Genomic DNA, 21745 nt, shown 5'->3' with positions numbered 1-21745 from the left:
TTGCTCTGATTCGTCAATTCGTAATTTCTGAGAGGACTTTCACCCATGTATATTGAACTCCTGGCGGCAGCCGCTCCGGTGAAGAATCAGTTCGGCTTCTGGGAAGCCATGAACCAGGGCGGCGTGATCGCGTGGTCGATCTTCGGCACGCTCGTCATCATGTCGGTCGGCTCGTTCTACATCCTGATCACCAAGTGGATGGAACAGCAGAAGATCTTCAACCAGTACAAGGCCGTGCGCACCAACTTCTGGCGCGCGCCGACCCTCCGCGAAGGCGCGACCAAGCTCGAGAAGAACAGCGCGTGGCGCCAGCTCGTCGACGACGGCCTGACCGCCGAGGAATCGCACGGCAAGATGACCGACGCGATGGAAGCACACGACTGGCTGCACGGCTCGCTCGCGCGCTCGGAAGCGTCGATCAACGCCAAGCTCGCGGGCGGCCTGCCGTTCCTCGCGACCGTGGGTGCGACGGCCCCGTTCGTCGGCCTGCTCGGCACGGTTATCGGTATCTACCGCGCGCTGATCAACATCGGCCTCGCCGGCTCGGCCTCGATCGACAAGGTCGCCGGACCCGTCGGCGAAGCGCTGATCATGACCGCGATCGGTCTGCTCGTCGCCGTGCCTGCGGTGCTTGCGTACAACTGGCTCCAGGCCCGCAACAAGCGCATCGCCGAGCTGCTTTCGGGCTTCTCGACCGACATCCTCGCGAACATCAACTCGAAGGGTGCGGTCAAGCCTGCGGTGATGACCCAGACGTCGACGCAGCAGGCTGCCAAGGCGGCCGCGACTGCTCCGGCGAAGCCCGCCGCGCCGCGCACCTGATCGGACGGGCGGAGGGGTGCCCTGCGGCATTCCCTCCGCCAGCCGAACGACTGATTTGAGATAGGACAGGAAGCCCATGGCGATTTCTAGCGGAGGCGGCGGCGGCGAAACGCCGATGTCGGACATCAACACCACGCCGCTGGTGGACGTGATGCTGGTGCTTCTGATCATCTTCCTCATCGCGGTGCCGGTCGCGATCCAGACGATCGAGAAGCTCAAGATTCCGGTGATGCCGTCGGTCGAATCGAAGGACAAGGTCGAGAACCTGCTCCTGACCGTCAGCACCTCCGACGATGCCGGCCGGAGCGCGGGTGACCCCGGCTTCGAAGGCGCGTCGCGCAACGGCCAGTGCCGGGTCTACTTCAACAACACCACCGCAGTGGATTCCAAGGAACTCTACGACCGGGCGTTCGAGCGGCTCGACGCGATCGTCCAGGCGGCCGGTGGACCCGAGGCGCTGATGGAGAACCCGGAAGCGATCCCGCAGGTGCACATTCGCGGCGACGTGAACGCGCCGTGGCGCTGCATCGCGGGTGCGATCTACAACGTGCAGGCGGCTGGTTATCCCACCGTCGGCTTCATTTCGAACCCGGTCGACCCGAACGGCTGACGGCCGCGCATCGACAAAGCGAATCCAGGAGTAACCCACCATGGCAATGTCAGGCGGCAAGGACGATGGCTCGCCGATGATGGAGATGAACACGACGCCGTTGATCGACGTCATGCTCGTGCTCCTGATCATGTTCATCATCACCATTCCAGTGGCGACGCACTCGGTCGATATCGATCTTCCGGTGCCGAACAACGAGCCGCCGCCACCGGACATGATCGACCCGATCAAGAACAAGATCGTGCTGACCCCGATGAACGAGATCCTGTGGAACGGCACCGCAATCGACCAGGGCGAACTCGTCCGTAACCTCGAGGCGACCAAGGCAATTCAGCCGGAACCCGAACTGCAGTTCGAGCCGGACCAGCAGGCCAGCTATGACCTGTCGATCCGCGTGCTCAACGTCATCAAGGCTTCCGGTGTCACGAAGTTCGGCTTCGTCGGCAACGAGAAGTACCGCGAGTTCGGCAAGCCTGCGGGGGCCTGACGCCCCAACGCATTCAAGCTCGAACAGAAGATCAAGGGGCGGAGCGATCCGCCCCTTTTTTTGCGCCGGGCGCGAGCGAAGATCAGTCGCTGGCTTTTCCGGCTGCGGCGAGGTCATCGGACCCTTCGATCCGCATCGCCGCCGACGCGAGCGTCTCGGCCTCGAGCACCAGCTCGTCGTCGACCGATCCCTGCGGCATCGCCTCGCGCCCGATCAGCGTCATGACCGGCACTGCAAGCGGGCTGACCCGGTCCAGTTCGACGAGAAGCAGTTCGTCTGCCGCGCGGTCGAGAAGGTCGCCAAGACGGCCGATATCGGTCATCCGCGTACGGGCGTCAGCCCAGGCGGCTTCAAGCAGCACGTGATCGGGTTCGTACTTGCGCAGCACGTCGTAGATGAGGTCGGTGGAGAAGGTCACCTGCTTGCCGGTCTTGCGCTTGCCGGGATGCTGGCGCTCCACGAGCCCGCCGATCACCGCGACTTCGCGAAAGGCGCGGCGCAGCAGGTGGGAGTTCTGCACCCACTCTATAAATTCGTCCTGCAGAATGTCCGGCGAAAGTAGCGGCGCCGCATCCGCGACCGGGCGCAGGCCCCACACCGCGAGGCAGTAGTCGTTCGCGTTGAATCCCAGCGGCGACAACCCTCGATCCTCCATCCGCTTGGTGACGAGCATGCCCAGCGACTGGTTCGCATTCCACCCGATGAATGTGTAGAACACGGTGTAATGCTTCCTGGCGTGGGGGAAGGTCTCCACCAGCAAGGTATCGGGCCCGGGCATCTTCGATCGCCAGTCCTGCACCTCGAGCCACTCGCGCACGTCGTCGGGAAAGCGCGCCCATCCCGCCCGGTCGACCAGCATGGCGCGCACACGGTCGGCGAGATGCGTCGTCAAGGGCAGCCGTTGGCCGCCATAGCTGGGTATCATCGCCGCCTTGGACGAGGCGCGCACGGTCAACTCCATGTCCCTGATCCGCTCGACCTCGAGGTTGATGCCGGCGAACTGGAAGGTGTCGCCCGGACGCAGCGAGGCGGCGAAGCGTTCCTCCACCTTGCCGAGCGATCGCCCGTTCCCGAACCGCACGTCCAGCATTTCCGAATCGACGATGATCCCGGCGTTGAGCCGGTGCCGCGCGGCCTGTTCAGGGTGGGTAAGGCGCCACGTCCCGTCCCTGTCCTTCACGATCCGGCGGAACTTGTCGTACGCCTTGAGCGCGTATCCCCCCGTCGCCACAAAGGTCAGCACGCGCTCCCAGTCTTCCTGGTCGAGCCAGCTGTAGGCAAGGCTCGAGCGGACCTCGGCGAGCAGCCCGGCCTCGTCGAAGGGGGCGGCACAGGCGCAAGCCATCACGTGCTGTGCGAGCACGTCGAGCCCGCCCGGGCGAAAGTCTTCCCCGTCGCGCTGCCCCTCGTCGACCGCGTCCTTGGCCGCGGTCGCCTCGAGGAATTCGAACCGGTTGCCGGGCACCAGAATTGCCCGGCTCGGGCAGTCGAGCCGGTGATTGGCGCGGCCGATCCGCTGGAGGAGCCGCGAGGACCCCTTGGGAGCGCCCATCTGGACGACGAGGTCGATATCGCCCCAGTCTATGCCGAGATCGAGGCTGGCGGTCGCAACCAGCGCGCGCAGTTCGCCGCGGGCCATCGCGCCCTCGACCTTGCGGCGCGCCTCCTTGCTGAGCGAGCCATGGTGAATGCCGATGGGCAGCGTGTCATCGTTCACATTCCACAGGTTCTGGAACACGTATTCGGCAAGAAACCGGGTGTTGGTGAAGATCAGCGTCGTACGGTTGCGCCGGATTTCCTCGTACAGCTGCGGGATGGCCCACGTCGCGGCGTGCCCGCCCCACGGCACGCGTTCCTCGACCGGCAGGAGGATTTCCACCTCCGCCGGGGCGCCCGCTTCGCCTTCGACCAGTTCGACGCTGTCGATGTCGCCCCACGGCGCGAGCCATTCGCGAAAGCTCTCCGGATTGGCGAGCGTGGCGCTGAGGGCGGTGCGCTCCATGCCTGGCGCGATGGCCTGCAGCCGGCTGAGCGCAAGCGCGAGCAGGTCGCCACGCTTGCCCGTCGCGAACGCGTGTATCTCGTCGATCACCACCCGCTTCAACCCGGCAAACATGGCGAAACTGTCGGGATAGCTGAGGAGTAGCGAAAGCGATTCGGGCGTCGTCAGCAGGACATGCGGCGGCTTGGCGCGCTGGCGTTTCTTGCGGTCGGTCGGGGTGTCGCCACTGCGGGTCTCGATCCGGACCGGAAGGCCGATTTCCTCGACGGGGGTGACGAGGTTGCGCTGCACGTCGTGCGCCAGCGCCTTGAGGGGCGAGACATACAGCGTGTGAAGCCCGTCGGGCGGCTCTTCCCCGCCCAGACGCGAGGCGGTGAATGCCGCCAAAGTGGGCAGGAACCCCGCGAGCGTCTTTCCCGCGCCGGTGTCGGCAACGAGCAGCGCATGGCGCCCGGCGTCGCTCGCCGCCAGCACCTGGGACTGGTGCCGCCGCACGCGCCAGCCGCGGCCCGCGAACCAGCCTTCGATTTCGGGGGGAACGTCACCAGCCATATGATGTGGCAAAGCACGACAGCGCACAAAGCTCCAGCGCGCCGAGGGGACGCGGGATGTCGACCGCATCGCAGGCACGGGACATTGCTCGCCGAAATGCGGGGATCGCGCGACGGATGACGAAACAACCGGCCCGGTCGCCCGTTGATCCACCGTTCCGACGGGCCTGGCCTCGCGGCACGGCTGCCTGCCCGGCCAGCCCCATGTTCAAGGCAGCAACCAGGAGAGAAGATATGGACGACCGCAATCGCCGCCGCGACCGCAGCACCGGTTCGCGCACCATCGACCACGATGACGACTACTCGCGGAATTACGAAGGTTCACGACAGGCCGAGCAATTCGAGGATACCGGTGGCTATGACCAGGACGGGTTCGGCCAAGGCGGCAGCCGCGGCCAGATGGGCGAGCAGGGCCGCCGCCCCGTCGTGTATTACGAAGAAGTCACCTGGCGCGCGCCATCTCGCGACCGCTCATTCGGCCGCGACGACTATCGCTCCCGCGACAACCGCGGCCCGATGGGGAGCGATCATCGCCACTTCGCGCGCGATCGAGACTACGGCCCTTCCCGCTACGACAACGGGCTCGACTACTTCACTTCCGAAAGCCAGGACGGGCGAGACTTCTCGCGCCGCGGCGGACGCTCGTATGGCGCGCGGCCCGGCTACGGTTACGGCGAACGCAGTTACGGCGGGCGTAGCCGCTATGACCGCGACGATTACGATCGCGACGACGACCGGGGGTTCTTCGAAAAGGCAGGAGACGAGATCGCCAGCTGGTTCGGGGACGAGGACGCCGCCCGCCGCCGCCGAATGGATCACCGCGGTTCGGGCCCGGCAAACTACACCCGCTCGGACGAACGGATCCTGGAAGATGCGTGCGACCGCCTGACCGATGACTGGCGGCTCGACGCGCGCAATATCCAGGTGAGCGTCAAGGGCGGCGAGGTCACGCTTGACGGGACGGTCGACCACCGCAGCGCCAAGCGCCGGGCAGAAGACCTCGTCGAGGACATCTCGGGCGTCGGACACGTGCAGAACAACCTGCGCGTGAAGGACCGCGAGCGTTTCGGCGAAGCAGACACGGGCAGCGAGAGCTGATCGCCCGGCCCGGCCGGGCAGGTAAGGGGCCCGCTTCGGCGGGCCCCTTGTCTCGTTCAGTGGCCCGCCTGCGCCCCCCGCTCGAGGCCGGAAGCGGCAAGCTGATCGTCGATCTGCGCGACCAGACGTTCGAGACCCTCTTCGGTCTCGCTTTCCGCTCGCGCGACAAGGACATCCTGCGTGTTCGAAGCGCGCAGGAGCCACCACCCGTCCGGCGTGGTCACGCGCACGCCGTCGGTAAGATCAACGTCATGAGGCGAGCCGGCGAGCCGCCCCTTTACCTCGTCGATCGCCGCGAACTTGCGCGCCTCGTCAACCTGGAATCGCAGTTCCGGCGTGTTGATCATGGCGGGCATCTCGCCGCGAAGCTGGGTCACCGACTTGCCGAGCCGCGCCGACGCGGCGATCAGTCGCACGCCTGCATAGAGCGCGTCGTCGAACCCGTAGTAGTCGTCCGCAAAGAAGACATGGCCGCTCATCTCGCCCGCGAGCGGAGCGCCAATCTCCTTCATTTTGGACTTAATCAGGCTGTGCCCGGTCTTCCACATCAGCGGCCTGCCGCCCAGCGCCGCGACGCGATCGAACAGCGCCCGGCTGGCCTTCACGTCCGCGATCACGGGCGCGCTAGGTAGTCTCCCTAGCAAGTCTTCGGCGAAGATCATGAGTAATTGATCCCCCCAGACAACCCGGCCTTCGCCGTCGATCGCCCCGATCCGGTCGCCGTCGCCGTCGAAAGCCACTCCGAAGTCGAGGTTCTTCGACGCGACAAGGCGCCGCAAGTCCTCGAGATTTTCGGAAACGGTAGGATCAGGATGATGATTGGGAAACGACCCGTCGACCTCGGTGTAGAGAAGGTGGTGCTCCCCCGGCAACCGGGCGGCGAGCGCCTCGAGCGCGGGACCCGCGGCGCCGTTACCCGCGTCCCAACCGATTCGAAGACCGGCCAGCCCATCGTGGTCGATCCCCTTCAGGCCGAGGAGCAGTCGCTCGACGTAATCCTCGAGGACCTCGCGCGTAACGACCTTGCCCTGCCCGTCGGCCCAGGCGCCGGCCTGCGCACGGCGGCCCAGCTCGACGATGTCCTCCCCGAAAAACGGCCGTCCCGCGAATACCATCTTGAAGCCGTTGTAATTGGCGGGATTGTGGCTGCCGGTTATCTGAATGCCGCCATGCACCTCTTCGGCTGACGCCTCGGCATAGTAAAGCATCGGGGTGGGACCCATCCCGATCCGCACCACGTCGCAACCAGAAGCGGTCAGGCCCTCGACCAGCGCGTGCTCGAGCATCGGACTGCTCACGCGCCCGTCGTAGCCGACCGCGACCGTACGTCCGCCGACCTCTCGCAGCATCGTCGCAAAACCGCGGCCGATCGCGCGCGCGTCTTCCGGACCGAGCGTCTCGCCGATGATCCCGCGGATGTCGTATTCGCGAAGCGCGGTCGGATCGAATGTGTGGCTCAAGTGGTCTTCCTCAGCGGTTGTCGGGCAGTTCGCCCAGAAGCAGGTCGCGCGCCGCGTTCGCCTCGTAAACCTGATCGTTCGAGCCACCGCGATCGGGATGGACCATGCCGATCAGCCGCCGGTGCGCCTCGACGATCTCGCCGCGCGAAGCCGCCTGCCGGACGCCGAGCAGGGCGCGCGCCTTGCGAATGGCTTGCTGCCGCGAGGACGTCGCGGTCAGGAATGCCCACGGCCAGCGGCCGGTCGCGACCCGCACAACGAGCGCGATAATGCCAGCTATGACGAGGAGCTTGAACACCGGCGCCGCCTAGCGCGCGCGTCAGGCCAGCGCCAGCTCCGCTTTGCGTCCGGCAAAGCCGCCCGCGGGCACAGGCAGGTTCAGCGCCGCGACGAGGTTGCGCAGTTCCTGACGCGCGACGAGATGGCTGGTGCCGAGTTCGCCGAGGTGCCCCTTGTCGAGCAGCGTCAACCCGCTCGGGAACAGTTCGCGGTAGATCACGCGTTCCGACAGGCCGTGGGCGACGCGAAATCCGACCCGCTTCGACAGCTCTCTCAGCGCCGCCTCGATCCGCGCCATGTTGCGCGCCTCGACGTGGCCGGTGCGGTTGCGAACGACCACCCAGTCCATCTCGCGCCGGTTCTGCTCGATCTGCGAACGGCTGCGCTTGATCCGCGCTTCCCAGATCAGCTCGGCGTAGAACGACAGCTTGCGCACCTTGAAGGTCTCGGCGTCGACCTGCCCGATGAGGTCGAAATCGACAAAGCTGTCGTTAAGGGGGGTGACGAGGGTGTCGGCCTCGGTCGCCGCATGGCGCGCGAGCGGATCGTCGCGGCCGGGCGTGTCGAACACGACGAAATCGCACCCGTCCGCCAGCGACCGGGTCATGGCCTCGAGTTCATCGGGGGTGCCGCCCTCGAATACCTCGAACCGCGCGCTCGGCAGGACTATCTCGCGCCGCGACGCAGTTTCGGCTCGGTTTTCAAGATAGCGGTAGAGCGTGCGCTGGCGTGGATCAAGGTCGATCGCCGCCACTTTCGCCCCGCGATAGGCGAGCGCCACTGCGATATGAACCGCGGTGGTGGACTTGCCGGTGCCGCCCTTTTCGTTGGCGAATACGATCCTGTGAGCCGGCTTTGACACGCGTGCATTCCCGTAGTGTGCCCGCTAGGGCGTTGACCGAACCGAGGAATAGCGGAGGCACGAAGCCGCATGCAAACCGCGACGACGCTGGAAGTGTTGAGAAGCGCCGTGGACGCCATCAGGGGCGAGGGCGGGCGGCTTGCGCTCGTGCCGACGATGGGTGCGCTTCACGAAGGCCACCTGACACTCGTGCGCGAGGCCAAGCGGCATTGCGATGCGGTCGCGGTGTCAATCTTCGTCAACCCCAAGCAGTTCGGCCCGGGTGAGGATCTCGATGCCTATCCGCGCACATTCGCCGAGGATTGCCGCCTGCTTGAAGCGGAAGGGGTCGAGCTGGTCTGGGCGCCCGGCGTCGCGGCGATGTACCCCGACGGGTTCGCCACCAATGTTTCGGTCGCCGACGTCAGCGAGGGGCTTTGCGGCGCGGCGCGCCCCGGCCACTTCGACGGGGTGGCGACCGTCGTGCTCAAATTGTTCAACCAGGTCCGCCCCGACGTGGCCGTTTTCGGCGAAAAGGACTGGCAACAGCTCGCCGTGATCCGCCGGATGGCGCGCGACCTCGATCTCGCCGCGCCGCACGTTGACGCCGTCGTCGGGGTGGGCACGGTGCGCGAGCCGGACGGCCTCGCGCTGTCTAGCCGCAACCGGTATCTTTCGCCGGAAACCCGCGCGCGGGCCGCGGCGCTGCCCCAGTCGATGCGCGAGGGGATCGCCGCGCTGGGAGCCGGCAGCGCTGTCGCGCCGACGCTGGCCGCGATCGAGGCCCACCTGCTGCAGGCGGGGTTCGATTCGATCGACTACGTGAGCCTGGTGGATGCGAACTCGCTCGAGCCAGTCGACACGCTCGGTGCCGCGCCGGCACGCCTGCTGGTAGCTGCGCGCATCGGCGGCACGCGGCTTATCGACAACATGGGAATCCCTGCCGGGGCATGAAATGGCCTGCGGGCAGCGGCCGGTGGAGCGGGTAAGGGGAATCGAACCCCTCTAGCCAGCTTGGAAGGCTGGAGCATTACCACTATGCTATACCCGCCCAAGGCCGTGCGCGGGCCGGACAACCGGCGGAGGCGCGCTTGCCATGGCGGCGACCGTTTCGTCAATCCTCTCCAGCACCGGCGATTTCGTCGACCAGCGTTTCGCTCTCGCCCGTTGGGTCGGCGGACGGCGTGCCCGGGGGAGCCGTGATCGTCATCTCGACCCGCCGATTGCGCGCCCGGCCCGCCGGGTCGGGGGTCCCGTCAGGCCTTGCATTGGGCGCGACGGGATTCTGCTCCCCGAAGGCGATGACGGAGATCCGGGATTCGTCGACCCCATGCTCGACGAGCCAGTCGCGAACCGCGTCGCCCCTCCCCTGCGCTGCGCGCAGGTTGGCGGTATCGAGCCCCGCGGAATCGGTGTGTCCGGCCAGCGTGATGGGGCCGCCCGCCTTCATCTGCTTCGAGACGAGCGCATCGCGAAGGGCGGCAACGGCGGCAGCGGACAGGTCGGAACCGCCTTCGGGGAAGCCGATAACGATTTCGAGCGGGGCGAGCGGCGCGGCGGGTTCGCGCTCGATCCCCACGTCGTCGCGAATGATCGACACCTTCTCGCCCACAGCCGGGGCGTCACCGTTGGGCCCGGGGTCGAGATCGACGGAGCCGCGGTCGCACGCCGCGAGCGCGGCGACGAGCAGGATGACGATGAGCGGATTGGGGCGCATGGCTTGCCTTTCCTAGGTATTTCTATTTCGCGGCGAGCGCGCCAGGCGGCTGGTCAGCCCCTGGCTTGCGCCGCGCCTTCCTCTCGCCTGCCAATGCCGCGGAACGCGACTGTGGCGGCGAATACGAGACAATCGTGTCTCCGGCCCGCGGGGCCGGCTGGCTTGCATGGGTGAAGAACCGCAAGGTTCCGTCGGGGCGCACGAGCAGAAGCATCTGCCCTGCGTCCGGCAGTATCTCCTTGGCGTCGTCGAACCCGAATCGGTCGCTGAGGCGGGTCTTGCGGAATACCCAGCCCTCGCGCTGACGCTCGATCAGATCCTCCACCCCCATGCCCGATTTGAACAAAGCCCGTCCGCGCAGGCTTTCGGGCAGTCGGCGGGGATCGTCGTCCGCCCCCTCCTCTCCCACCTGGTAGACGGCGTCGCGCCCGAAAAGGTAGGCAAACTCGTTACACACGAGGGTGTTGTACGCCTCGTTCTCGGTTGCCGCGACAAGCACCTGGAACGGCGACAGGTCGAGATCGTGCTCGGTCGCCTCGTGAAGGATCTCGCCGTGATAGAACGGCAGGCCCGCCTGGCGCACCGGTGAGAGGCGCTCCCAGCTCGAATCCGCGATCGTCACCGGGGTATCGAGTTCCTGCATCTGGCGGGCCAGCGTGATCGTCCACGGCGTCGCGCCGACGATCAGCAGGCCGGGACGCGTCGCGCCCTTGATGCCGAGCAGACGCGCGGCGAGATTGATGGTGAAGCCGTGCGCGATGACGGTCGCCACCACCACCGCAAACGACAGGCCGATGAGGATGTTGCCATCGGCATAGCCGAGTTCGGTCAGCCGCAATGCGAACAGGCCGGCGATCGCAACCAGCACGATGCCGCGCGGCGCGATCCAGGCGACGAACAGACGCTCCTTCCAAGGCAGCGAGCTGCCGAGCAGGCTGAGCAGCACGGTCGCGGGCCGGATGATGAACAGGAGGGCGAGCAGGAACAGGGCGAACCGCCATTCGAGATAGCGCAGTTCCTCGAACTGCAGGCTGGACGACAGGAGGATGAAAATGCCCGACACCAGCAGAACCGCGACGTTCTGCTTGAAGGGGTGAATGCTGCGCAGCGACGACACGTTCATGTTTGCGAGTGCCACGCCCATCACCGTGACCGAGATCAGTCCCGCCTCGTGCTCGACCAGGTTCGCCGCGACGAACACCGCGATCACCGCGGTCAGCAGGACCGGGACTTTCAGATACTCGGGTACGAGCCCGCGCGGGAAGCTCCACGCAACCGCGAGGGCGGCGAAATAGCCAAGCGCAGCGGCCAGCACGGCCGCGACGAGCATCGGCGGCACGACCTCGAACAGAACCGCGCCGTTGGCCGACAGGCGGAAATACTCGTACGCGATGACCGCGCACATCGCGCCCGCAGGGTCGTTGACGATCGCTTCCCACTTGAGAATCGCGGCCGGCCGGGGCTGCACGTTCGCCTGACGCAGCATCGGCATCACGACGGTCGGGCCGGTCACGACGAGAATGCCGGCGAACAGGATCGCCACCGGCCAGACGAGCCCGGCCATGTGCAGCGCCACGCTGCCCAGTAACCAGCCGATCGGAACACCGAAGACAAACAGTCTCCACACCGCCTCGCCCGCATGGCGAAGTTCGCGGAAGTTGAGGCTGAGACCGCCTTCGAAGAGGATCAGCGCGACCCCGATCGAGATCATCGGCGCCATCATCTCGCCGAAGACCTTGTCGGGATCGAACAGGTTCAGGACCGGCCCGGCCAGGAAACCGGCGGCCAGCATGAGGACGATCGCCGGCCAGCCTGTTCGCCACGCAATCCATTGCGCGCCGATTCCGAGCACGCCGACAAGCGCGATCACGAGAGCCTGCTGTTCCATGAACCCCTGCGTTGTCGCACGAATGCGGCTTGCAGTTCAAATGCGCGGGAGCCCCCTTCGGGTCCCACGCGGCCATGATCCGCTAGTGACCGGGAAATTCCATCAAGGCGTCGACTACAAGGCCGGCCCGGCGCAGCCGCTCCGCGCCGCCGAGGTCCGGCAGGTCGATGACGAACAGCGCATCGGTAACCACCGCCCCCGCACGCTGCAGCAGTTCCGCCGCCCCCAGCGCGGTGCCGCCCGTGGCGATGAGGTCGTCCACGATCGCAACGCGCTGGCCGGGCGCGATCGCGCTCGGGTCGATCTCCAGCCGATCCGTGCCGTATTCGAGGTCATAATCGATGCCGATCGTCGCGACCGGCAGCTTGCCGGGCTTGCGCACGGGGACGAATCCGACGCCGAGCTCGATCGCCACCGCGGCCCCGAAGATGAACCCGCGCGCTTCCATGCCGGCAATGGCCTCGGCCCCACGGGATCGCGCCCGGTCGGCGAGGTGGCCGACCGCCGCGCGCAGGCCGTCACCGTGCGCGATAAGGGTGGTGATGTCGCGAAAAAGAACGCCCGGCGCCGGGAAGTCCGGCACCGAGCGCACGAGATGCTTGAGATCGTCGGGGCTCACGCCCGCGGTATCCCTGACCGGGCGATCAGCCCTGGACCACCTTGGCTTTCTTGGGCTTGATCGCAGCCCAGACCTGGTTCTTCGCCATCCACGCGAGGATCGTCGCGAACAGCAGGAAGCCGAGAACGGGCCAGCCCACCTGGGTGCGCTTCACCTTCTTGGGCTCGGCGGTCCAGGTCAGGAACGCCGCGACATCGCGCGACATCTGGTCGACCGTCGGGGCCGGCTGACCCTCGGCGTAAGACACCTGTCCGTCCGCCGTGATCGGCGGCGCCATCGCGATGTTGAGATTGGCGAAATACGGGTTGAAATAGGTGTTCGGCGGGGTGGCGAATTCGGGGAATTCCTCCTTCACCTTCTTGCCGTCGATGCTGAAGGTATCGACGTTGCGATAACCGGTCAGCAGCGAATAGACATAATTGCTGCCGTCGTGCCGCGCCTTCGTCATCAGCGAAAGGTCGGGCGGAATGGCGTTGTTGTTCGCCGCCGCCGCCGCCACCGCGTTAGGATAGGGCGACGGGAAATAGTCGGTAGGAAGGCCCGGACGAGTGGTCGCCTCGCCAGTGTTCGGATCGACCCCCGGGACCTGGAAACCCGCGGCGATCGCCTTCACTTCGGCCTCGCTGTAGCCGAGCGCCGCGAGGTCGCGGAAGGCCACGAACTTGAGACTGTGGCAGGCCGAGCAGACTTCCTTGTAAACCTGGAAACCGCGCTGGAGTTGCGCGAGGTCCCACTTGCCGAAGGCGCCGTCCGAGGCGAGCTCGGCGTCGCGCGCATGCAGGTGGAACTCGTGCTCGGCGGTCGCTTCCTTGAGCTGGCCGTCGGAAATCACGGTGCCGACGCCCGTGCCGAACGCCCAGAGTGCCATGACCGCGAAAAACAGGCCGATGAGGATTCCGAAGAGACGGATCATTGTCGTGTCGCTTTCCCTAAAGCCTGTAGTTCAGACGCCGACCGGTTCGGCGTTCTCGCCGAGGACCGCGTCCTTGTCCTCGCCCAGCACCGCCTCGGTGATCGAGTACGGCAGCGGCTCGGGCCGTTCGATCATCGAGACGATCGGCAGCACCACGAGGAAGTGGAGGAAGTAGTACGCGGTCGCGATCTGACTGAGCATGACGTACGGCTCTTCCGCCGGCGCACCACCGGCCCAGAACAGGACGATCATCGCCGGGATCAGGCCGAACCAGAAGAACTTGCGGAACAACGGCCGGTAGTGTCCACTGCGCACCGGGCCCTTGTCGAGCCAGGGCAGGAAGAACCACAGCAGGATTGCGCTGAACATCGCCAGCACGCCGAGCAGCTTGGCCTCGATTATGACGATGCTGGTGAACGGGATGTGCAGGTCCACCGTGAAGGCGCGCAGGATCGCGTAGAACGGCCAGAAATACCATTCGGGAACGATGTGCGCCGGGGTCGAGAGCGGATTCGCCTCGATGTAGTTGTCGGGGTGGCCGAGCAGGTTCGGTCCGAAGAACAGGAGCGCGCAGTAGATCAGCAGGAACACGCCCAGCCCGAAGCCGTCCTTGGCGGTATAATAGGGGTGGAACGGGATCGTGTCGCTCTCGCTCTTCACTTCGACCCCGGTGGGGTTCGAGGAGCCCGTGAGGTGGAGCGCCCAGATGTGCAGGATAACCGCGCCTGCGATCACGAACGGCAGCAGATAGTGCAGGCTGAAGAAGCGGTTGAGCGCCGCGTTGTCGGGCGCGTAGCCGCCGAGCAGCCAGATCTGGATCGGCTCGCCGACGACGGGGATCGCGCCGAACAGGCCGGTGATGACCTTGGCCCCCCAGAAGCTCATCTGCCCCCACGGCAGGACGTAGCCCATGAAGCCGGTCGCCATCAGCAGCAGGAAGATAACCACGCCGAGCAGCCAGACCATCTCGCGCGGGGCCTTGTAAGACGAGTAGAAGAAACCGCGGAAGATGTGCAGGTAGATCACCGCAAAGAACATGCTTGCGCCATTGGCGTGGGCATACCGCAGCATCCAGCCCCAGTTGACGTCGCGCATGATGTGCTCGGTCGAGGCGAACGCCACGGTCGCGTTCGATGCGTAGTGCATCGCCAGCACGATGCCGGTGACGATCTGCAGCACGAGGCAGAACCCGGCGAGGACACCGAAATTCCACATGTAATTGAGATTGCGGGGGACCGGATAGCCGCCGCCGACCGCGTTGTAGACGAGGCGAGGAAGCGGCAGCTTCTCGTCCATCCAGCGCATGAACGGGTTAACCGGTTGATATTGTTGGGCCCAGGGGAAGCTCATCGTTTCGCTCTCTCTCGCCTCAGCCGACCTTGATCACGGTGTCGCTGGTGAATTCATACTCGGGCACCTCGAGGTTCTTCGGTGCCGGGCCCTTCAGGATGCGCGCCGCGGTGTCGTAGTGCGATCCGTGGCACGGGCAGAAATAACCCCCGAACTCACCCTTGATCTCACCCTCGGCGGCGCCGAGCGGCACGCAGCCGAGGTGGGTGCACACGCCCATGGTCACGAGCAGGTCCTCGTGCCCTTCCTTGGTGCGCTCCTCGAGGGTTTCCGGGTCGCGCAGGCCGCTGACCGGAATAGCGTTGGCCGCCGCGATCTCCTCGGGCGTCAATCGCCGGACGAACAGCGGCTGCTTGCGGAACACCGCCTTGATCGCCTGGCCGGGCTGGATCGCCGAGACGTCGACCTCGGTGCTGCTTTCGGCGAGCACGTCGGCCGACGGCGCCATCTGGCTGATCAGGGGGAGGAGCACGCTCACCCCGCCGACCCCCGCGGCGGCGATCGCCGCTACGTTAATGAAATCGCGCCGCCGGACCCCTTCGTCTTCGACCGTAACGGTCCCCGGGATCGCGTCGCCAGTCGTGTCAGCCATCAGCCGTGCCTGCCTTGCCTTGTAACGTCTTCTCGATGGGCTGCCGGATGGCGTGCCCTTGAAACTGCCACCGGCAGAGCAGCGAGAACGAAGCGTGGGCCCCTGTTTTCGCGGTTCGCCGCATGGGGGCCGTCAAGCTCCCTACGGTGCCGGTTTGCGGCGCGCATAGACGGCAAACGCCATGTTGCCAACCGCCATTATGGCGGTTTCGCGGCGCGTTTCTCAGCCGAGCCCGATGAGCGAAATTTGCCGTCCGTAGGTCGGCTCGCCGCGGTGCGTCGCGCGGCGGAACGAAAAGAACGCGTGCTCCTCGGCATAGGTGTCGCGATCGAGCCGCTCGATCGTGGCGATCCCCGATTCGGCAAGGCGGTGCGCCACGTACCCCGCGAGATCGAACTGCCAGTGGCCTTCCAGCCCCGGCGCGAAGAAGCGCGCGTCGCCCGCGTCGAACCGATCGCGAAAATCTTGTGCGACCTCGTACGACCCCTGGGCGATGCAGGGGCCGACGGCCGCCGCGATCCGCCCGGCCCGCGCGCCGAGCGCCTCCATCGCCGCGACCGTGCGCTCGATCACCCCGGCGTGCGCGCCGCGCCAACCTGCGTGCGCCGCGCCCACCACTTCCGCCTCCCGGTCGGCGAGCAGAACCGGGGCGCAATCCGCAGTCAGGATCGACAGGAGGATACCCGCGCGATCGGTGACCAGCGCATCCGCTCGCGGCCGGTCCCCGTCGCTCCACGGCTCGGTCACGGTCACGACCTCCGGCGAGTGGATCTGGAACAGGCCGACGAGGGATGCTGCGGGCAGGACGGCCTCGGCGGCGAGGCGGCGGTTGTCCGCAACCGCCTCCGGATCGTCGCCCGCACCATAGCCGCAGTTGAGGCTGGCCACGGCCCCGGTGGAAACGCCCCCCAGCCGGGTCATGAACCCGTGCGGGACCTCGTGCAGTCCCTCGGCGCGCAGGGCCTCAGCCAAGGGTGCGGGTCACCTGCTCGAAGGTGTCGCGCGAAAGCCCCGGCGTTGCCGCGATCCGTTCCAGCTGTTCGCGCATCAGCGCCGCGCGTCGCGGCTCGATCCGGCGCCACCGCCCGAGCGGCGGCACGAACCGCGCGGCCGTCTGGGCGTTGAGCGGATCGAGCGCGAGGATAAGGTCCGCGACGATCCGGTACCCCTCTCCGTTCTCCTCGTGAAACGCGTGGGGATTGCCCGCGAACGCCATGTAGAGGCTGCGTACCCGATTCGGGTTTCGCAACGCGAAATCGGGGTGATCAGCGAGCGCCTTGACGTGTTCGATCGCGTCGGGATGCAGCGAGCTTGCCTGCAGGCTGAACCACTTGTCGATCACGAGCGCGTTGCCTTGGTACCGGTTGTAGAAGTCGATCAGCCGTCCGGTCCGCTCGGGGCCCGGCAATCCGGTCAGCACCATGAGCGCCCCTTGCCGGTCGGTCATGTTGGTTGCCTCGTCGTATTGCGCTGCGGCCATCTGCGCCGCACGCCCGGGGTTTCCGGCAGCGAGATAGACCAGCGCCTGCGTCTTGACCTTGCGGGCGCCGCGGGCCTCGGCGCCCATCCCGTCGGACGACCTGCTCGCGCGCTCGTGCATGGCGACCAGTGCACTTTCCAGCGAGGCGCCGAGCCAGCCCTTCAGAGCCTCGCGCTCGGCGTGGATGCGGCCAGGGTCGGCAACCAGAAGCTGTTCGGCGATATAAGTTTGGCTCGGCAACATCAGGAGCTCGCCGCGCATCGAATCGTCGAGCCCCCGATCGGCGATCACCGCCCCGAGCGCCCTGGCGATGGCCTCACGCCCCGCGTCGCGTTCGCTTCCGGCAAGCCCCTCGCCCACCGCGGCTACGAGGTGGCGCACGATCAATTCCTGCATGGCCTCGTACCGCGCGAACGGATCGTCGTCGTGCGCGGCAAGGAACACGAGATCGTCGACAGGTGTCTCGCGCTCGATCGAAACGGGAGCGGAAAAACCGCGATTGATCGACAGCACGGGCATGGCGGCGAATCCGCCAAATTGGATCTCTGTTTCGGCCCCCTCGAGAACGACCAGCTCCTCGCCGCGGTGCTCTTTCGTCGCGCGGTCGAACAGCGCGAACTTCAACGGGATCGGCATCGGCTCCTTGTCGGGCTGGCCGGGGGTCGGGGGCACGGTTTGGCGCAGGGTCAGGGTCGCGGTATCCCCTTCGTGGGTCAAGTCGACCTCGACCTTCGGCGTGCCTGCCTGGCTGTACCAGCGGCGAAAGCGCGTGAGGTCGAGGCCGGCGCCGTCCTCGATCGCCTTGACGAAATCCTCGCAGGTCGCCGCCTCGCCGTCGTGGCGCTGGAAATAGAGATCGGTCCCTTTCCTGAACCGCTCGGGCCCCGCCATCGTGCGCATCATGCGGATGACCTCGGCGCCCTTGTTGTAGATCGTCGCCGTGTAGAAGTTGCTGATCTCGCGGAAGGAATCGGGCCGGATGGGGTGCGCGAGCGGCCCCGAATCCTCGGGAAACTGGACACTGCGGAGCAGTCGCACGTCCTCGATCCGCTTGACCGCCTCGCCCTGCATGTCCTGGCTGAACAGCTGATCGCGCAGCACGGTGAAACCTTCCTTGAGGCTGAGCTGGAACCAGTCGCGACAGGTCACGCGATTGCCCGACCAGTTGTGGAAGTATTCGTGAGCAATCACGCCCTCGATCCCGTCATAGTCGCCGTCGGTGGCGGTTTCGGGATCTGCAAGGACGTATTTGGTGTTGAAGACGTTGAGGCCCTTGTTCTCCATGGCTCCCATGTTGAAATCGCCCACCGCGACGATGTTGAACACGTCGAGGTCGTATTCGCGGCCGAACACCTCCTCGTCCCACTTCATCGATTTCTTGAGCGATTCCATCGCGTGTTCGGTGCGCGCGAGATCCTCCGCGCGAACCCAGATGGCGAGGTCGACCGTACGGCCCGACATCGTCGTGAAGGTATCCTTCCGCGCGACGAGATCGCCAGCGACGAGCGCGAACAGGTAGCTCGGCTTGGGCCACGGGTCGTGCCATTCGGCCCAGTGGTTGCCTCCCTCGCCCTCCCCCGTCGCTGTCCGGTTGCCATTGGACAGCAGGACGGGAAACGCGTCCTTCGGTCCTTCCATCCTGACGGTATACGTGCTGAGCACGTCGGGCCGGTCGGGAAAGAAGGTGATCCGGCGAAAGCCTTCGGCCTCGCACTGGGTGCAGAGCATTCCGTTCGAGGCATAGAGCCCCATGAGCTGCGAGTTGGCTGCCGGGTCTATCTGCGTGACGACCGTGAGTTCGTGTGCGCCCGGAGCGAGCGGAACGACGAGGTCGCCCCCCTCCATCCGCCAGCTGTTCGAGCCCTGTCCGTCGACCTCGACCGACAGCGGTTCGGGGCCGTCGCCCGACAGTCGGATCGTCTCGGAGGGTTCGGCATCGGGGTTGGGTTCGACCGCGAGCGTCGCGGTGACCCGCGTGGCCTCAATCCCCAGCGCGAAATCGAGACAGGTGGTGGGTACGCGCCACGGAAAGGGTTTGTAATCCTCGCGCCGGATGACGGGCGGTTCCACGGGAAGGGGCGGTGCATCGGCCATCTGGGGGTTGCCGTCGGGTGTCGAGGGAGAGCGTGCAATATCCATGATTGATGCCTTTAGACCTTGCGGGCGGCGCGTCCACCCGGTCCGGTAACGTTCGTCGTAGGCACGCGTACGCTGGTCGGTGCGCACGATTGACAGCCGCGCAATGCCGGCCGACCATGCGTTAAACCACGGATCACAACGCTCGCGGCGGCTGGTCCATCTTGCGGGATTGCGCGACGCCCCATGCCCCGCCTTTTCGTCTTCGGTCTCGGCTACAGCGCGCGGCGGATCGCCGCCGCACTGGCCGGCTGGGACGTCGTCGCGACCGGCAGCGCGGGCACCATAGCCTTCGAAGACGAGGCCGCGGTGCGCAGCGCGCTGGCGGGCGCGAGCCACGTCCTGTCGTCGGTCCCGCCGGGCGCGGAGGGCGATCCGGTGCTGGGGCGGTACGGCGACGCGCTGGGCGAGCGGTGGCTGGGCTACCTCAGTTCAACCGGGGTCTATGGCGACACCGGCGGCGCGTGGGTGGACGAGGCGTCGCCCACCGGCGGCGGGCGCCGGGGCGGGCGCGCGCAGGCCGATGCGGCGTGGCTGGCGATCGGGGCGCGCGTGTTCCGCCTGCCGGGCATTTACGGCCCGGGCCGTTCGCCGCTCGACCGGGTGCGCGAAGGCCGGGCCCACCGGATCGACCTGCCGGGACAGGTATTCAGCCGTGTCCACGTCGAGGACATTGCGAGCGCGGTGGCAGCATCTCTCGATGCACCACCGGGCGCCTACAACCTCGCCGACGACCTGCCCGCGAGCGGGGCGGCGGTTACCGAAGAGGCCTGCCGACTGCTCGGCGTCGCCCCTCCGCCCCTGCAGTCGCTCGACGAAGCCGGCCTCGGCCCGATGGCCCGGGGCTTCTATTCCGAGAACCGCCGGGTAGCCAACGGCAAGGCCAGGCGCGTGCTGGGCTGGTCTCCGCGCTACCCGACCTACCGCGAGGGCTTGCGCGCTATTATGGCGGGCGAACGGTTGGAGCGACAGCGACCTGCCGGGCCCTGAGCGCGACGAGCATTCCGAGCGTGGCGAGCAACGCGCCTGCAATCGCCAGCGCAGACCAGCGATACCCTTCGAGCACGGTGGAGATCGCCATCGCTATCACGATGACCAGCACCCCGTTGTAGGCCGCGCGGCCCGCACCCAATTCGCGCACCAGCTGGTAGTAAAGCGGGAACGTGACCACCGTCCCGACCAGTGCGAGCCAGGCGGTCCCCGCCCAGAACCATCCCGAAGCGGGCATCTGCGGCGGCCCGACAAGCGCCAGCGCCAGCGCGATGTCGATTCCCACACCATAGAGGATCGCCCAGGCGAGCAGGCTGACCAGCGGAACGTCGCGCCCGGCGGGACCCGCCTGGAGCACGTTCGCCAGCGACGCGGAAATCATCCCCGCCAGGGCCAGCCCGGCGCCCAGCGCGACGTTGCCCTCGAGCGGTGCCGTGCGCGCCTCGTTGAGCAGCAGGAGGACGATCCCTCCCAGCGCGATCGCGCTGCCGATCACGAACCGGCGGGACACCGGCTGGCCAAGGAGGACCCGCGCCAGCGCCGCGTTGGAAACGAACATCAGCCCGATGATCAGCGCGACGATGCCTGAAGTCAGGTGCGCTTCGCTCGCATAGACGAACGTGAAGTTGGCGCAGAACTGGAACAGACCCATGGTCAGCGCGAGGGCGTGCGCCCGGCGCGGCATCGCGAGACGCTTGCGCATCAGCACCGCCAGCGCGAACATCGCGGGCGCGGCGAGCGCGAAGCGATAGGCCACTGCCCACTGCGGGTGCACTTCCGCGATCTGGCCGCGGATCACGTACCAGGTCGATCCCCAGATGAGCGCGGTCAGCAGGAAGGGAAGCGCGATGCGCGGACGCAGCAGCGCGTGCGGCGGCGGCGCGGTCACAGGCTGCCAATAGCGCTGGCGAGCGCGCCGGCATCCTCGGCGCGGGTGTTCCACGCGGCGACGAAGCGAGCGCCCTCCGCCCCCCAGTCGTAGAAAGCAAAGCCCCGTGCGCGCAGACTTTCCCGCTCGGCGGGAGAAAGGCGAACGAAGACCTCGTTCGCCTCAACCGGATGCATCAGCCGATCGCCGCACGCGCGCGCGATCTCCTCCGCGGCGGCATTGGCCGCGCGCGCGTTCGCGAGCCACAGGTCGTTCTCCAGCATCGCGAGTATCTGCGCGGCAAGATAGCGGCCCTTCGATTGCAGGTGGCCGGCACGCTTGCGGCGCCAGCGGGCGAGCGCGGCGCGCTCGGCATCGAAGAACACGATCGCCTCCGCGCTCATTCCCCCGTTCTTTATGCAGCCGAAGCTGAGCGCGTCGCACGGACCGGCAGCCTCGGCCGGCGAGCAGCCGAGCCATGCGACCGCGTTGGCGAAGCGCGCGCCGTCGACGTGGAAGCCGAGTCCGCGTTCGCGCGCCAGTGCGGCCAGCCCGGCCATTTCGGCGGGGCGATAAACGCAGCCCGCCTCGCTCGCCTGCGTCACGCTCAGCGCGTGCGGCTGGACCCAGTGGACGTCGGGCACGATCGGGTCGATCACGGCCCGCACCGCGCCTTCCGTCAGCTTCGCGTGCGCGCCTTCGGCAAGCATCAGCTTGGCGCCGTGGAGGAAGAACCCCGGGGCGCCCCCCTCGTCGGCCTCGATGTGCGCGTCGCGATGGCAGACGACTCCGCCGTGGGGCGCGCACATCGTGGCAAGCGCGAGGCAGTTGGCGGCGGTTCCGGTAGCAACCCAGAGGGCGTGCGCCTCGCGGCCGAACAGGTCGGTGAACCGCTCGTCGAGTGCGCGCGAGAGCGCGTCGTTGTCGTACGGCGCCTGCGCCTCGTCGGCAGCGCGCATCGCCTCCCATATCCTCGGGTGGACCGCTGCGGCGTTGTCGGACAGGAAGAGCATCGGAACGCCCCTAGCCGCGCTGGCGTTGA

20 protein-coding genes and 1 tRNA gene are annotated in these 21745 nt (G+C 67.0%); 6 read left to right on the top strand and 15 right to left on the bottom strand.

Translation table 11 applies throughout. The annotated features are described in order from the left end of the window. Nucleotides 1-45: 45 nt before the first annotated feature. From ACPV3N_RS09325 to ACPV3N_RS09315, 3 genes are all read left to right on the top strand, one after another. Nucleotides 46-822: a MotA/TolQ/ExbB proton channel family protein gene (locus ACPV3N_RS09325; RefSeq protein WP_440116907.1), complete on the top strand. Its 777-nt coding sequence runs from the start codon at nt 46-48 to the stop codon at nt 820-822. A gap of 76 nt (nt 823-898) precedes the next feature. Continuing rightward, a complete protein-coding gene (locus ACPV3N_RS09320; RefSeq protein ID WP_440116905.1) occupies nt 899-1432 on the top strand; it encodes an ExbD/TolR family protein in 534 nt (177 codons plus the stop codon). A gap of 40 nt (nt 1433-1472) precedes the next feature. Next, on the top strand, nt 1473-1919 hold the full coding sequence (locus tag ACPV3N_RS09315; RefSeq protein ID WP_440116903.1) for an ExbD/TolR family protein: 447 nt from the start codon (nt 1473-1475) through the stop codon (nt 1917-1919). An 82-nt stretch (nt 1920-2001) separates the two neighbouring features. Here the strand turns inward: ACPV3N_RS09315 and ACPV3N_RS09310 are convergent, their stop codons facing one another. Then, nucleotides 2002-4473, bottom strand: coding sequence for a ligase-associated DNA damage response DEXH box helicase (locus ACPV3N_RS09310; RefSeq protein WP_440116901.1), 2472 nt, complete (start codon nt 4471-4473; stop codon nt 2002-2004). A 233-nt stretch (nt 4474-4706) separates the two neighbouring features. Here ACPV3N_RS09310 and ACPV3N_RS09305 point away from each other — a divergent pair, with 233 nt between their 5' ends. Next, nucleotides 4707-5570, top strand: a complete 864-nt coding sequence (locus ACPV3N_RS09305) for a BON domain-containing protein (protein ID WP_440116899.1) — start codon at nt 4707-4709, stop codon at nt 5568-5570. Nucleotides 5571-5626: 56 nt separating this feature from the next. Here ACPV3N_RS09305 and pgmG read toward each other — a convergent pair whose 3' ends face one another. From pgmG to ACPV3N_RS09290, 3 genes are read right to left on the bottom strand one after another with little or no spacing between them, the layout of a single operon-like run. Continuing rightward, a complete protein-coding gene (gene pgmG / locus ACPV3N_RS09300) occupies nt 5627-7030 on the bottom strand; it encodes a phosphoglucomutase/phosphomannomutase PgmG (protein ID WP_440116897.1) in 1404 nt (467 codons plus the stop codon). A gap of 10 nt (nt 7031-7040) precedes the next feature. Further along, nucleotides 7041-7328: a molecular chaperone DnaJ gene (locus ACPV3N_RS09295; RefSeq protein WP_440116895.1), complete on the bottom strand. Its 288-nt coding sequence runs from the start codon at nt 7326-7328 to the stop codon at nt 7041-7043. A 21-nt stretch (nt 7329-7349) separates the two neighbouring features. Beyond that, entirely contained in the window at nt 7350-8171 is an 822-nt protein-coding gene (locus tag ACPV3N_RS09290) for a division plane positioning ATPase MipZ (protein WP_440116893.1), read from the bottom strand. A 69-nt stretch (nt 8172-8240) separates the two neighbouring features. Between ACPV3N_RS09290 and panC the strand changes: the two genes are divergently transcribed. After that, complete coding sequence (gene panC / locus ACPV3N_RS09285; RefSeq protein WP_440116891.1) at nt 8241-9104, top strand: pantoate--beta-alanine ligase; 864 nt, start codon at nt 8241-8243, stop codon at nt 9102-9104. Nucleotides 9105-9127: 23 nt separating this feature from the next. On the opposite strand, the gene ACPV3N_RS09280 is transcribed toward panC, so the two are convergent. The 9 genes from ACPV3N_RS09280 to pepN all read right to left on the bottom strand — a co-directional run bounded on the left by ACPV3N_RS09280 (nt 9128) and on the right by pepN (nt 18848). Next, nucleotides 9128-9201, bottom strand: a tRNA-Gly gene (locus ACPV3N_RS09280). Between the two features lie 63 nt (nt 9202-9264). Next, nucleotides 9265-9867, bottom strand: a complete 603-nt coding sequence (locus tag ACPV3N_RS09275) for an OmpA family protein (RefSeq protein WP_440116889.1) — start codon at nt 9865-9867, stop codon at nt 9265-9267. A 22-nt stretch (nt 9868-9889) separates the two neighbouring features. Beyond that, nucleotides 9890-11755 (bottom strand): cation:proton antiporter, encoded by a 1866-nt coding sequence (locus tag ACPV3N_RS09270; protein WP_440116887.1) that lies wholly within the window; start codon nt 11753-11755, stop codon nt 9890-9892. Nucleotides 11756-11837: 82 nt separating this feature from the next. After that, complete coding sequence (locus ACPV3N_RS09265; RefSeq protein WP_440116885.1) at nt 11838-12374, bottom strand: adenine phosphoribosyltransferase; 537 nt, start codon at nt 12372-12374, stop codon at nt 11838-11840. 25 nt (nt 12375-12399) lie between these two features. Continuing rightward, complete coding sequence (locus ACPV3N_RS09260; protein WP_440116883.1) at nt 12400-13287, bottom strand: cytochrome c1; 888 nt, start codon at nt 13285-13287, stop codon at nt 12400-12402. A 30-nt stretch (nt 13288-13317) separates the two neighbouring features. Continuing rightward, nucleotides 13318-14637 carry a cytochrome b gene (locus ACPV3N_RS09255; protein WP_440116881.1) on the bottom strand — a complete coding sequence of 440 codons (1320 nt, stop codon included), beginning with the start codon at nt 14635-14637 and terminating at the stop codon, nt 13318-13320. 19 nt (nt 14638-14656) lie between these two features. Then, complete coding sequence (petA, locus tag ACPV3N_RS09250; RefSeq protein ID WP_440116879.1) at nt 14657-15229, bottom strand: ubiquinol-cytochrome c reductase iron-sulfur subunit; 573 nt, start codon at nt 15227-15229, stop codon at nt 14657-14659. A 222-nt stretch (nt 15230-15451) separates the two neighbouring features. Continuing rightward, nucleotides 15452-16150, bottom strand: coding sequence for a peptidoglycan editing factor PgeF (pgeF, locus tag ACPV3N_RS09245; protein WP_440117513.1), 699 nt, complete (start codon nt 16148-16150; stop codon nt 15452-15454). A 43-nt stretch (nt 16151-16193) separates the two neighbouring features. After that, a complete protein-coding gene (pepN, locus tag ACPV3N_RS09240) occupies nt 16194-18848 on the bottom strand; it encodes an aminopeptidase N (RefSeq protein ID WP_440116877.1) in 2655 nt (884 codons plus the stop codon). Between the two features lie 183 nt (nt 18849-19031). Here pepN and ACPV3N_RS09235 point away from each other — a divergent pair, with 183 nt between their 5' ends. After that, the gene (locus tag ACPV3N_RS09235; protein WP_440116875.1) at nt 19032-19835 is read left to right on the top strand and encodes a Rossmann-fold NAD(P)-binding domain-containing protein; all 804 of its coding nucleotides are present in this window, start codon (nt 19032-19034) and stop codon (nt 19833-19835) included. Here ACPV3N_RS09235 and ACPV3N_RS09230 read toward each other — a convergent pair. Both ACPV3N_RS09230 and ACPV3N_RS09225 read right to left on the bottom strand, forming a co-directional pair. Then, nucleotides 19789-20724: a DMT family transporter gene (locus ACPV3N_RS09230; protein ID WP_440116873.1), complete on the bottom strand. Its 936-nt coding sequence runs from the start codon at nt 20722-20724 to the stop codon at nt 19789-19791. The genes ACPV3N_RS09235 and ACPV3N_RS09230 overlap by 47 nt on opposite strands. Beyond that, nucleotides 20721-21716, bottom strand: coding sequence for a threonine aldolase family protein (locus ACPV3N_RS09225; protein WP_440116871.1), 996 nt, complete (start codon nt 21714-21716; stop codon nt 20721-20723). The genes ACPV3N_RS09230 and ACPV3N_RS09225 overlap by 4 nt, the downstream gene beginning before the upstream one ends. Nucleotides 21717-21745: the final 29 nt, after the last annotated feature.

Source organism: Tsuneonella sediminis, from assembly GCF_051912845.1.
Classification (GTDB): Bacteria; Pseudomonadota; Alphaproteobacteria; order Sphingomonadales; family Sphingomonadaceae; genus Tsuneonella; species Tsuneonella sediminis.
This window is presented reverse-complemented; position numbering and strand designations above follow the sequence as displayed.

Excerpts from the sequence above, each read along its gene's own strand:
- ACPV3N_RS09255 (WP_440116881.1), bottom strand. The coding sequence starts at position 14,637 with ATGAGCTTCCCCTGGGCCCAACAATATCAACCGGTTAACCCGTTCATG.
- ACPV3N_RS09270 (WP_440116887.1), bottom strand. The coding sequence starts at position 11,755 with ATGGAACAGCAGGCTCTCGTGATCGCGCTTGTCGGCGTGCTCGGAATC.
- pgeF (WP_440117513.1), bottom strand. The coding sequence starts at position 16,150 with ATGACCCGGCTGGGGGGCGTTTCCACCGGGGCCGTGGCCAGCCTCAAC.
- petA (WP_440116879.1), bottom strand. The coding sequence starts at position 15,229 with ATGGCTGACACGACTGGCGACGCGATCCCGGGGACCGTTACGGTCGAA.
- ACPV3N_RS09275 (WP_440116889.1), bottom strand. The coding sequence starts at position 9,867 with ATGCGCCCCAATCCGCTCATCGTCATCCTGCTCGTCGCCGCGCTCGCG.
- panC (WP_440116891.1), top strand. The coding sequence starts at position 8,241 with ATGCAAACCGCGACGACGCTGGAAGTGTTGAGAAGCGCCGTGGACGCC.
- ACPV3N_RS09225 (WP_440116871.1), bottom strand. The coding sequence starts at position 21,716 with ATGCTCTTCCTGTCCGACAACGCCGCAGCGGTCCACCCGAGGATATGG.
- ACPV3N_RS09310 (WP_440116901.1), bottom strand. The coding sequence starts at position 4,473 with ATGGCTGGTGACGTTCCCCCCGAAATCGAAGGCTGGTTCGCGGGCCGC.
- ACPV3N_RS09260 (WP_440116883.1), bottom strand. The coding sequence starts at position 13,287 with ATGATCCGTCTCTTCGGAATCCTCATCGGCCTGTTTTTCGCGGTCATG.
- ACPV3N_RS09315 (WP_440116903.1), top strand. The coding sequence starts at position 1,473 with ATGGCAATGTCAGGCGGCAAGGACGATGGCTCGCCGATGATGGAGATG.
- ACPV3N_RS09320 (WP_440116905.1), top strand. The coding sequence starts at position 899 with ATGGCGATTTCTAGCGGAGGCGGCGGCGGCGAAACGCCGATGTCGGAC.
- ACPV3N_RS09235 (WP_440116875.1), top strand. The coding sequence starts at position 19,032 with ATGCCCCGCCTTTTCGTCTTCGGTCTCGGCTACAGCGCGCGGCGGATC.
- ACPV3N_RS09305 (WP_440116899.1), top strand. The coding sequence starts at position 4,707 with ATGGACGACCGCAATCGCCGCCGCGACCGCAGCACCGGTTCGCGCACC.
- pepN (WP_440116877.1), bottom strand. The coding sequence starts at position 18,848 with ATGGATATTGCACGCTCTCCCTCGACACCCGACGGCAACCCCCAGATG.
- ACPV3N_RS09325 (WP_440116907.1), top strand. The coding sequence starts at position 46 with ATGTATATTGAACTCCTGGCGGCAGCCGCTCCGGTGAAGAATCAGTTC.